The organism is Mucilaginibacter sp. BGA-UO-ETr-C110 (genome assembly GCF_059567985.1).
Map to the genome: position 1 here is coordinate 5568547 of NZ_JCAQPB010000002.1, position 11912 is coordinate 5580458.

The 11912-nt window shown below is 42.4% G+C and carries 10 protein-coding genes; all 10 read left to right on the plus strand.

Features of this window, described 5'->3' with window-relative positions; translation table 11 throughout:
• Positions 1 to 35: 35 nt before the first annotated feature.
• The 10 genes from tssR (at position 36) to AC57BQ_RS24005 (ending at position 11909) form a co-directional block, all read left to right on the plus strand.
• The gene (tssR, locus tag AC57BQ_RS23960) at positions 36 to 2399 is read left to right on the plus strand and encodes a type VI secretion system protein TssR domain-containing protein (RefSeq protein ID WP_496408652.1); all 2364 of its coding nucleotides are present in this window, start codon (positions 36 to 38) and stop codon (positions 2397 to 2399) included.
• A gap of 1 nt (position 2400) precedes the next feature.
• The gene (locus tag AC57BQ_RS23965; protein WP_496408653.1) at positions 2401 to 4884 is read left to right on the plus strand and encodes an ATP-dependent Clp protease ATP-binding subunit; all 2484 of its coding nucleotides are present in this window, start codon (positions 2401 to 2403) and stop codon (positions 4882 to 4884) included.
• A gap of 96 nt (positions 4885 to 4980) precedes the next feature.
• Positions 4981 to 5421, plus strand: coding sequence for a type VI secretion system contractile sheath small subunit (locus tag AC57BQ_RS23970; RefSeq protein ID WP_090473372.1), 441 nt, complete (start codon positions 4981 to 4983; stop codon positions 5419 to 5421).
• A 25-nt stretch (positions 5422 to 5446) separates the two neighbouring features.
• Entirely contained in the window at positions 5447 to 6826 is a 1380-nt protein-coding gene (locus AC57BQ_RS23975) for a DUF5458 family protein (protein WP_496408654.1), read from the plus strand.
• 110 nt (positions 6827 to 6936) lie between these two features.
• Positions 6937 to 7506, plus strand: a complete 570-nt coding sequence (locus tag AC57BQ_RS23980; protein ID WP_496408655.1) for an NAD(P)H-dependent oxidoreductase — start codon at positions 6937 to 6939, stop codon at positions 7504 to 7506.
• A gap of 105 nt (positions 7507 to 7611) precedes the next feature.
• A complete protein-coding gene (gene tssD, locus AC57BQ_RS23985) occupies positions 7612 to 8010 on the plus strand; it encodes a type VI secretion system tube protein TssD (RefSeq protein WP_076376521.1) in 399 nt (132 codons plus the stop codon).
• Positions 8011 to 8089: 79 nt separating this feature from the next.
• Positions 8090 to 8482, plus strand: a complete 393-nt coding sequence (gene tssD / locus AC57BQ_RS23990) for a type VI secretion system tube protein TssD (protein ID WP_090473369.1) — start codon at positions 8090 to 8092, stop codon at positions 8480 to 8482.
• Between the two features lie 98 nt (positions 8483 to 8580).
• A complete protein-coding gene (locus AC57BQ_RS23995; RefSeq protein WP_496408656.1) occupies positions 8581 to 9474 on the plus strand; it encodes a hypothetical protein in 894 nt (297 codons plus the stop codon).
• Between the two features lie 2 nt (positions 9475 to 9476).
• On the plus strand, positions 9477 to 10097 hold the full coding sequence (locus AC57BQ_RS24000) for a hypothetical protein (RefSeq protein ID WP_496408657.1): 621 nt from the start codon (positions 9477 to 9479) through the stop codon (positions 10095 to 10097).
• Positions 10098 to 10115: 18 nt separating this feature from the next.
• Positions 10116 to 11909: a type VI secretion system Vgr family protein gene (locus AC57BQ_RS24005; protein ID WP_496408658.1), complete on the plus strand. Its 1794-nt coding sequence runs from the start codon at positions 10116 to 10118 to the stop codon at positions 11907 to 11909.
• Positions 11910 to 11912: the final 3 nt, after the last annotated feature.

Genomic DNA, 11912 nt, shown 5'->3' on the forward strand with positions numbered 1-11912 from the left:
CATTATCAATGAACCTAATATATGCACATACCAAAATGAAAAATATTCTAATAATGTTACTGCTGTTTTCCTGCTTTTCAGTGAACGCGCAGTCGCCGGTTTCCATCAGTAAGAAAGTAGTGACGCTGCCTGCAGCATTTGAAAAACCGAATGAAAATACCAATGTCTATAACAGTGATGATAAAACCAGTTTACCATGGATAGTTTTCTCTGATCGTGATGAGAATTATACTTATACCTCACCAGGAGGTACCCTGGTCATGAAAAAATTAAAGTTCATGGATCCTTTTTATGTAAGCGAAGAAAGGAACGGTTATATAAAATTGATCAAATACCAGCCCGGAATGGTACAGGGCCGCAAGCTCACCAATAAAAAATCGAGCCAGAGTTATGGCTGGATCAGTAAATCAAAGGTTTTACTGTGGCAGTCGGCATTCATTAACCAGGGCAGCTATCCAAGTAAATACATAGCGGTTATCAGCGGTAAGAACCCAATGTTGATGCCCGACTTTTATTATGATAAAACAGATTCGTTATATGTATTCACCTCACCAGAGCTGGAGCGTAAAAAAACAAAGCTGGCTCTAAATAACATCGTATACGTATTCAAAAAATCAGACGATGGTAAAAAGATGCTGGTTGGATCTGAAGGGCAGCTTGTAGCTGACAGCGCTGCCCGTAGTGTTTATGGATGGGTAGCAGCCGATGCCTTACACAACTGGGGTAACCGTTTATACATTGGCTCAGCTAAAAATACTATGGATGGCGACGACTCAGCCGCAACGGCCATTAATCAAGCCATATTAGTCTCCGCTCCGCCAGCCACAAGTACCTATTTTAAATTTGATCCATTGATAAGCCCGGATGAGCCTGTGCTGCGAAGCATACCGGTAATTACTGGGGATGCGCTAAGCGCTAATGATAAGTTAGGGATAGGGCTGGCAACAGATGTATATGATAAATCAAACAATAGCATTCTTAATGTTAAAGGCGGTCACCTCAAATACCTGGATTATCTGAGCATACGCAAAAATATCCATCACATTAACGTTGTTTTTGTGGTTGACGGTGGCAGTACCATGCGCAGTTACTTCTCGGGCATAACCAGCACTATACAATCATTTGAAAATATATTTAATGCCCATGCAAAAGGCAATCAGATGATGTATGGGGGAGTAGTATACCGAAACGCTCAGGATTGCCCATCCGGAGGTATCAATAAAATGAACTTTTCGGCAGATTACCGGGAGCTTGTAAAATATTTTGATAAACAGGCATCCGTAACAAATGCTTGCGGTACTACCTTGCAAAATCAGCCCGTGTTTGAGGGAATAAATACTGCCCTGTCTCTATTTAAGGGCCATACCAATGAAACCAACCTGATTGTGCTGATAGGCACCACCGGATCGGGCGACTATAATGCTGATGATATAGCCAATGAGGCTGATCAGGTAGCTGCTGCTGATGCCCGCTTACTGGCCATACAGGTATTCAGTGATTATAATCCTATCTATAATGACTTTGTGATACAGGCAAGGCGAATTGTTTCGCAATCAGCTGTAAAACTGGCCGATCTTAAAAAGCAACGTATGATCACGGGTGAAGGCCTGAGCAATATACAGCAGTTCAATACTTCACTTTCTGACTCGATTTCGTTTTATCTGGATTACCCCAAAAATAGTATGATACAAGGCGCTGTGGTTTTCCCACCAAAGGGTGTTGTAAAAACCAATCAGGCCATGCGTTTATCGGTGGATCGTTTGATGCGGGAGACAGATTATGACATCAACACGCAAGTGCATGCGCTGGATAGCGCTTTCAGGCTCACCGGGCGCGAAAATCGTTATGTGCAGCCGGGAGTAATTGCGCAGGTAAGCCCGGTAGCTAATGATCTGGGCAATAACATGCCACACAACGCCTTTAAGTATTTTATTAATGCGCAGCTACCGGCAAATGTGGTGAGCCAACATCCGGGGCAATTACAATATCTGTTGATATTAAATGATCAGGAGTATAACCAGCTAACCGATATTCTGTCATTAATGATAGGCGAAAACCTGCAGCAGGATGCTTCTGATTATCGTAAAAAGTTGTTCAGAAACTATCTTGATATTCTCCGCAAGCGACTAAATCAAAAGATATCAAGAGGTGACGTTAAAAGTATGTCATTGGGTACCTACTTTAAAACGGTTACCGGTTTGCCTTTGCCGGGTAAAAATGCTTTCCAGAATACCAAAGTGGGCGATTTAAGAGGTGACATGCCTCAGGCACAGTTTGAGGGATACATTAAATTTTTAGTGCATAGCAGCGAACAGGTTAAGCGTTCGGTGTTGGTTAACCAGCATTTTACGTCAAACGGCAAAACTTATTTTTATATAACCCAGGCCAACCTGCAATAGGATGAATGTAGTTAATCTCAGCGAATCAGTAAAAACAGCCGTTAGGGTGGCGCAATCTCTTGCGAAAGAGTATCACCATAAAGAGTTTGGCCCGGCACACCTGTTAAAGGGTTTAATGCACCAGGAAGTGGGCTTGCGCGGTATGCTGCAATCTTTGGGTAAAGATGCTGCTTACGTGCAGGATTGGGCCGATGTGCGGATAGAAGAATATGCGCCGGCTATTACTGTACCCGACGAAATGCTGGGAAATAATGCCGTTAGGCAGGTATTTGAAGAGGCCGACAACGTACGTATTAAGCTTGGGGTCGATCTGATAACCCCGGTTTGTGTACTCATTGCGTTGGTTAAACCAAATGTGGGTTTTGATGTGAATCAGCTCAAATCGTTCCCGGTAAAAGAAAAGGAGTTACTAGACATTTACCTAAGCAACGAGGAAATACAGCAAGCGATACAAACAACAGGAAATGAAAACGACGGTGGCGGACATACGCCAACAAAGTCAAACAGTGCTTTACTGAAATATTGCATCGATCGTACCGAGCTGGCCCGACGTGATAAGATTGACCCCATTATTGGCCGGGAGCGGGAAACCCGTATGGTCATGGAAATACTGAGCCGTCGTACCAAACCGAATGTGATGATAACCGGTGATGCCGGGGTGGGTAAAACGGCCCTGGTGGATGGTTTTGCTTTGGATATTGTCAATAACCAGGTGCCCGATTCATTAAAGAATGTACAGCTGTACGAGTTGGATCTGGGCTCATTGATAGCCGGGGCATCTTATAAAGGGGAGATCGAAGACAGGCTCAAAAATATTCTGCGGGAGTTAAAACAGCTGGATAAAGCCATCCTGTTTATTGACGAGATACATACCTTGTTAGACAATAAAGGTCCGATAGGTGGCGGTGTAGGCAATTTGCTGAAGCCCGAACTGGCCCGAGGCGAAATAACCGTAATAGGTGCCACTACTATTGACGAGTACCGAAAGGTTATTGAGCCCGAACAAGCTTTTAGTCGCCGGTTTGAGGTGCTGCAGGTAAATGAGCCTGATACGGCCACGGCTATAAGAATGCTGAAAAAGCTGGTACCCCGTTATGAGGCGCATCATAATCTAAAAGTTGATGATAATGCTGCTGAAGAATGTGTGCGCCTGGCACAGCGGTACCTGAAAGACAGGCGGCTGCCCGATGCCGCTTTTGATCTGCTTGACCGTACCATGGCGGCTATCCGCTTAATGAATGATACTTCGGTAACCTCACTGGCCGAACTGCGTACCCGTTTTGAGGAGCTTAAAAACAGCCAGGATGATCCCGAGCTGATAGCGTCCTACAAATGGCTATACTCCTTGCTTCGTAATAAGATCAGCGCGGTATTATTGGGGCAGCTGGAAGACGAAACACAGGTGGAAAGCCTGGAAACCCCCGAAGAATACAATGCTTATTTCGAGCGGAATATAGGTCAGCTGGAAACTTTGGCCGGCAATAAAACCGAAATTGTGGATAAGCAGGATATCGCGGCCATTATATCCTATAAAACCGGGATCCCTTTAGGTAAGATACAAGCGCAGGAAAAAGAAAGGCTTTTAAACATGGAAGGCTTTTTAAAGAAACGCGTAGTAGGGCAGGATCAGGCGTTGAAAGCAGTATCGGATGCTATCCTGGAATCGCGGAGTGGGTTAAACAAAAAGGGGCAACCCATTGGTTCGTTCTTTTTATTGGGCCCAACCGGTACAGGTAAAACTGAGCTGGCTAAATCTATTGCGGAGTTCTTGTTCAACGATGAAAAGGCCATGATCCGGTTTGATATGTCGGAGTTTAAGGAAGAGCATTCTGCAGCTTTATTATACGGTGCGCCTCCGGGATATGTGGGATACGAAGAAGGTGGCCTTTTGGTGAATAAGATCCGCCAGCAGCCTTACTCGGTAGTATTATTTGATGAGATCGAGAAAGCGCACCCATCAGTATTTGATATCTTTTTACAGATACTGGACGAAGGACACATGCATGACAGGCTGGGGAAAGAAGGTGATTTTTCAAATGCGCTGATCCTGTTTACTTCCAACATTGGCAGCGAATGGGTAGCAGGCGAGATACAAAAAGGAAATATGCCCACATCATCACAATTAATGGAAGTGATGGGTAAAAATTTCCGTCCGGAGTTTCTGGCCCGCTTGTCTGAAATTGTACCATTTGCACCAATATCCGAAGAAAATGTAGTGCGGATATTCGACATTCAGCTCAAAAGCCTGGTTCAGGCGCTCGAAAAAATGGGTATTGGTATGCAGATCAGTGATGAAGCCAAGAGTATGTTGGCTTTGAAAGGTTTTACGCCCAAGTACGGCGCAAGGCAATTATCGGGCGTGATCCGGAATCAGCTCCGGAGGCCTATATCGCGATATATTATTTCCGGAGAGTTAAAAAAGGGAAATAGCGTGATTATAAGCAAAAATACAGGCAGCGATGAGCTGTTATGGGATATTAAGTAACTCTTTTTGAAAGAATTAAGACACAGCGAAAACAATTTACAAATAATTACATTATTAATATTTACAATTCTATACTTATCATTTAATTAAGAAACTATGTTTAACTACGAAATAGGAGGAAACGAAAAGAAAGTCGATACCTCAGAAGCATTTAATGATATAGCCCCTAATAAAACATTATTTATCCAAAAACTAACAGATAATGAACCGCTTAGACCCGAAAAGGTTGAAGGATTGAAAAATGTTGAAGAGGTATTTGGACACTACAAACCCAAGGTTAATGTAGCATTTGATAAAATAGACGGATCAAACATTAACGAAACTTTTCATTTTGATAATCTGGGCGATTTTGCTCCGAAAAGATTGGTTCAGCAAAGTAATTATCTGCGTAAGCTCAATATTCAGCGCGAAATGTATCAGAATATCATTAAGCAGTTAAAAACAAATAAAACATTAAAAACTACCCTTGATAATGCCGAAACCAAACAGGCTTTTATTGACGCGCTGAAGGGTATAGTTAAAGAGTTGGAGCAATAATACCTAAACAAATAAAAACACGATCATGGCAACACCCAACGAGCAGATACTTAATGATCAGTCATCTGGTCAGGCTTATAAACCAAAAGAAAAAGAGGAGCTATCGCTATCATCAAGTCTTGATAAACTTTCACGTGTAGGTGGTTTCGACTTGCTGGAAGCTACTATTGAAGGTTTACAGAACCTTAACCCCGAACGCAAAGCCCGCAAACAGATATTTTTAACCGATGATGAAAAGAAAACGGAGCGCGAAGAGTTGAAATTAAAGCTTAGCCAGTGGATTGATGCTTTGGAAAACGGAGATTCGGTAAGTAATATCGTCGAAAAAAGTACCGAAAACCTCAAAAGCACTGAAGAGAATTTAAATCACAATTTACTAAATACTCTGCAAGCCACACGTGACCTGGAGCAGGCTTATCGCTCGGTTCATTTGTTTTATAAAAATACCGAAGCTGATAAATTGAAAAATGTGGTGGTAATGAATGCCTCGCTTGATCAGTTGAAAGAGCTGGACAATCCAAGGTTCATTGAATTTACCGCCAACGAGTTAAAGCAAAACTACGATCGTTTGGATCTGCGCCAGAACTATTCCATATTGGTTATCCCGGGCTATCTGGGTTCTAATAAAGTAGTTGAGCGCTGGTCAAAAATAGCTTACGATAACAAAGTGATGCTGGTTACCGATTTTGCCGATCTGGAACAACCCGATGATGTGGTAGACTTATTTACCGCGGCTAATTTAACCGGAGGCGATGCCTTTAAATCAAACACCATCATGACCTGTAACTGGCTGGTAGGCCGTGGCAAGGTATCGGAAGCCGGAGAAGTGGATGATCTGTATATACCAGGCTCGGCTGCATTGGCTGGTAAAATGTATTATACATTAATGTCGCAGGTTACCGCCGGTAAAAAACACGGTGCTGTAAATGAGGTTGACGGTGTACGGTTTGATTTGAAGAAAAGCGAAATATCACATCTGGAGCGCGTAGGTTTAGTGCCTATGGTTAATGAGTACGGTAAGGTGATGGCATTTTCGGCCAAGACATTATTCAATGGTGATAATATAGGTTTGCAGACCTACTCCGTAGTTCGTGTATTTGACTATATCACTAAAGTGCTGTTCGACTTTTTGAACCGTCGCGCTTTTGAAAACTGGAACTCCAAAACCGAGCAGGATCTTCGCTCGCAGATCGTAAAATTCCTGGATAATATCCAGGGGCCCGACAGGTTGATCGAACGTTTTAAGATAGTACGTTTTGAACGCGACGAGCAGCAGAAAGACCGCATCCATCTGGATATTAATATTACACCATACTTCCCGGCCAAAAGCTTCGTAGTGAAGCTTGACGGCCAGAAGGGTGAGGATGCCAGTACAACCTGGGATACCGAATATAAGCAACAATAGTAAACGCAAATGAGCCATTTAACACCAGTTACGTGGCTCATTTGTTTTATGTTAATTTAAGTTCGCCCTCAGCTTTATTTATTGTTAAATACTGGCTATGTTTGTAGCCAATGAGGCAGCTATTGATCATTAATGCAGACATTAACAAAGGCGAGAACACGGCCGCATTGATCGGCGCTTATAAAGATGGGGCAGAGGCAGCCCAGAGCGTTGTAAAAGAGCTGGTCATTGCCGATCTGAAGTTTAATCCCAATAAACAGTTTGCCCTGCCCAATACCGATACGGAGCCCGATCTGCTGCAATCCATCAACATGTTAAAATGGGCCACGCATATCGCTATTTTTTGCCCGGTTTATAAAGATTCTATCAATACTCGTATCAAAGGCTTTTTTGACCGCATATTTATGCCCGACCAGGTATTTATAAGTTCTGCCGGGCGTATGGATATTAACTTTAGTGGAAAATCTGCCAGAATAATATCTATACTGGATGAACCAGCCTGGGAAGACTGGCAAAAAAACCAACATCCTACGTACCTGGCCATCAAAAAAAGTATCCTCGAAAAACGCCAGATAAAGCCTGTACATACCAGCACCATAGGGCATTTATACTCCCTGCAAAACGAATACAGCAAAAAATGGCTGCAAAAATTATATTCGTTTGGGTTAAAGCTTATTTGATAAAAAAATAATATTTCACGAAACAATAATAATTCTTATTTGTAGTTATTAAGAATACAGAAAAACTGTATTCTTTTAAATTATTAACCTTTAAAATTTATCGTTATGGCTTTCAAAGCAAGATTAAATTTTTCGGGCAAGGATTACGATGTTCTTACTTGCTCGTATGCGCTTAACCGCGATGTTGATTCAAAAGGACGCCCTTCCTCTGGCGTTTATGGTGGTACGATCGATATCGAGATCGAATCAACCGAAGACACTTCCATCATCGAGTCGATGGTAAACAACCAGTACAAACCTATTGCAGGTACTTTGCTGATCAAAAAATCTGAAGAAGATGCTAAAATGAAAGAGCTTTCTTTTGAGGATGGTTACATCGTGAAGTATTCTGAGGGGATTGACATTACTGGATCCACTCCAATGAGCCTAAAGTTTGTGATCTCTGCACGCAAGCTTAAATTAGGCAGTGCCGAGCATGTAAATGACTGGCCGGGCAAAAATTAAATTAATTAATTTTTTTTGACCAAATTGTGCTGGTGCTTTAGGCACCCTGTTATTTTTTTAATTTAAAATTTTTAGAACCATGGCTTTCAAAGCAAGAATTAATCTCGGATCAAAGGAATTTGATGTGCTGCAGTGCAGCTTTTCATTAAACAGGGATGTGGACGCAAAAGGCCGTCCGTCATCTGGTGTTTACGGTGGTACCATACAAGTTGAGGTTGAATCAACTGAGGATACATCGGTTATCGAATCAATGGTTAATAATCAATACAAACCGATTAACGGAACCATTACCTTCAAAAAATCAGACGAAGACGCCAAAATGAAGGAGTTGAACTTTGAAGAGGGTTACATTATCCAGTATAATGAAGGTATATCTATCATTGGAAACAATCCAATGTCATTAAGCTTTGTTATATCGGCACGCAAGCTAAAAATGGGCAACGCCCAGCACGAAAACGATTGGCCTAAATAAGCCGTTGTTTTATATGAACTGAAAATACGGAGAAAGTAAGTAAAAGTATTTTCTCCGTATTTTTTTAGTTTGTTCTTATTTATTTCTTTGATATACCTATGAAAAAGAAGAAAAGAATAACGCGTGCCCCTGTACCTACCACTAAAAAAAAGGTAAAAAAGTCTTCCATCCCAACGGCTATGGAATACCTGTTGCTTTTTAATACCTGTGTAATTGCCAAAGAAAAAATTGCCCAGGTTGATAAAGTGATTGATGAAAATGTAACCGTGAACCGTAACCGGTATGAAAACATATCAAGCTTGGTTCGTTTAGGCAATGGCATGTTATTTCCACCGACAAACAGAAACTTGTTTGCTTCCAGCTACACTTCTTATTTTGACAGGTTTAGCGCGGGTTCGCTCAGTTTGCCAACAATTGGCGCGGCACAACCCAACAGCCTGTTGAATGTGGGTGCGCAACCGCAAACCAATACTATTTTGGGCAACAACTTTTTTAACAGTCCCAGTTTGTTGGGCGGTGATGTTTATTCGCCGGTTAATTTTTTTGGTGGCGGCTCTTCTATTCCCTGGTATTTTATAGCCTGTGTACACTACCTGGAATGTTCATTTAGTTTCAAAAAACACTTACATAACGGCGATCCTTTAACTGGTTATACCGTACAGGTGCCTGCGCACCGGCCCAAGGTAGGGCATGGTCCGCCGTTTACTTTCGAAGAGAGCGCAGTTGATGCACTTAAGTTGATGAAATACGATAAGGTGAACAACTGGAGCCTGCCTTTCATACTGCAAAAACTGGAGGGTTACAATGGGTTTGGTTATGCCGGGAGAGGATTGCACAGCCCATATCTCTGGAGTTTCTCTAACCATTATACCAAAGGTAAATATGTGAAGGATCGTGTTTTTGATGCCAATGCTGTATCGCAGCAACTAGGTGCCGCGGTCATATTAAAAAGAATGGAAGATAGGGCCATTATCAGCATACCAAGAAGTTGATCATGATAAAAAAGATCACATATATTTTAGCTTGTCAGCTTATCTTATTGGCTTGTACAACCACGGGTTGCAAAGGTAATACACCTGCACAAAGCCAAATAACCGATAGTGCGGCTAACATACAGCAAGCTGATAAGATCGTTAAACCCAGTATTTCCGCTAAAAATAATGACGAACAACAATTTCGGGAATTTCTTAAAAAGTTTAAAGCTGCGGTAAAAAAGGGTGATAAAACACAGCTAAAAACCATGTTCTATTTCCCCCTGCAAACGCTGCCGCAGTGGACAGCCGAAGACTTGAAGGCGACAACAGTAAATCCCGCCGAAGGCTTGGTGAGTATATCGGAATACCCGAAATATGAAGAAACTATTTTTAGCAAAGATGCCTTGCGGCTGATACCTCAAAGCAGGGAGGAGGACTTGTCTGAAATTGATAAAGCGACAACAGAAAATTACTACAACACCTTAAAAAAGGCTACTGACAAAGGGAGTATATTATATGAGCTGCAACAGCAGTACGAACAAAAAAATGGTAAAGAAACTTCATACGGTTTTGTGTTTGGGAAGATAAAAGGCCAGTATAAAGTTATAAGCTACTTCTGCCCTTGGCCGCTTAAAGACTAAGGGATCATTTACCGAATTATGGAAAAGAAATTAATAGTTGATATCAACATAGAAGGCACGGCGATAACGCACTTTTCAACATTTAACCTTGATCAGCGTTTTAACGAGCACCACACTTTTCAGTTACGATTTAACCATGACCAGGTTGAAGAGTATAACCAGGTAACGCTGCAAAACTCCAAAGACTTTATCGGGAAAAACATAACGGTACAATTTGGTGTAGCCAGCGGGAGCGAAAACATATTCAGCGGCATCATAACCAAAGTAGAGCTATCGCAGAGCCATGGTTTTCATGGCGATATCCTGATCAGTGGTTTTAGTCCGGGAATATTGATAGACCGCGGGCCCGACCTGGGATCGTACCTGAACAAAGATCTGAAAACGATCATTCAACTGGCCACGCAGGATGCCCCCCAAAACGACCTGAAGTTTAACATCAAGCCCACCAATACGGCGCCGATCGATTATATCATCCAATATCGCGAAAGCGACTACGATTTTATCAACCGGCTTTCGGCGGAGTATTACGAGTGGTTTTATTATGATGGTCAGAAGCTGAATTTCGGTAAGCCGGATAAACTGGACGAAGTAAAGCTGATCTACGGCCGCGATTTGCACAGCCTGCAATACTCTATGCAGATAGCTCCGCTTAAACAAAACAAATTTGCCTATAACCCCAAACAGGATGAACTGCTTAAAGCCGAACCACAGGGAGGCGCCGGAGGCAACCCCGATGTATCACATGCGATAGATGCCTCCAACAAAGTGTTCAGCAAGGTTTTCAACGGCCCGATGGAAGTACGGGTAAACTCGCAAAAGGAGATCAGCGATTTTGTAAACAACGAACAAAAAGCCCAGATAGCCGAACTGGTGAATATTGTAGGCAATGGCGATAACCCACAAGTAGGCTTGGGCAAAATATTGAATGTGAGCACAAGCATGCGCGGAGTTACTAGCTTTGAGCTGCAGGATTTTGGTAAATTCCTGGTTACGGCAGTTTATCACCAGGTAGATGGTGTAGGTCATTACCAGAATACCTTTGAAGGCGTAACTGCCAATAGCGAACGTCTGTCGGTGAACGAAGCTATCAAGCCAAACCCGGATATGCAATTGGCCGATGTAATTGATAATGACGACCCGGATAAACAAGGAAGAATCAAAGTAAAGTTTAAATGGCAATGCCAGTCGAACGATGATACCGAATGGTTGCGGGTAGTTAGCCCGAACGCGGGTAGCGGCGATACCGGCAAAAACAGGGGCTTTTTAGTGGTTCCCGAAAAAGGTGATCAGGTTATTGTTGCCTTTGAAGAGGGTAATATTGCCCGGCCTGTAGTGATGGGAAGCGTTTATCATAGCAATAATGTAAACAGCGGCGGCTTTACCAACAGCAATATCAAGGGAATGACGTCAAGGCGCGGCAGTAACTTAACTTTTGATGATGGGGCACATGCTTTAACATTAGCAACATCGCTTTCCAATATGATACACGTTGATGAGCACGCGGGTACTCTTACCGGTACAGCAGCAAGTGTTGTTACCATGCAATCGGCAAATAACTCAGTTGTAATAAAAAAAGATGGTAACGAGATAGACATTACTGCCGACAACGCAACCAATATAAAAGCAAAAGAAACTATCACATTAACAGCCGGATCTAGTTCTATCACACTTAGTAAAGATGGTACTATACAAATTAAAGGCGTTAAAGTATCAATTATAGGATCAACAGAAGTCTCGATAGACGGTGGTACCATCACATCATGTGCCGATGGGGTACACGCAATTACAGGTGGCCAGGTTGATATAAATTAATTA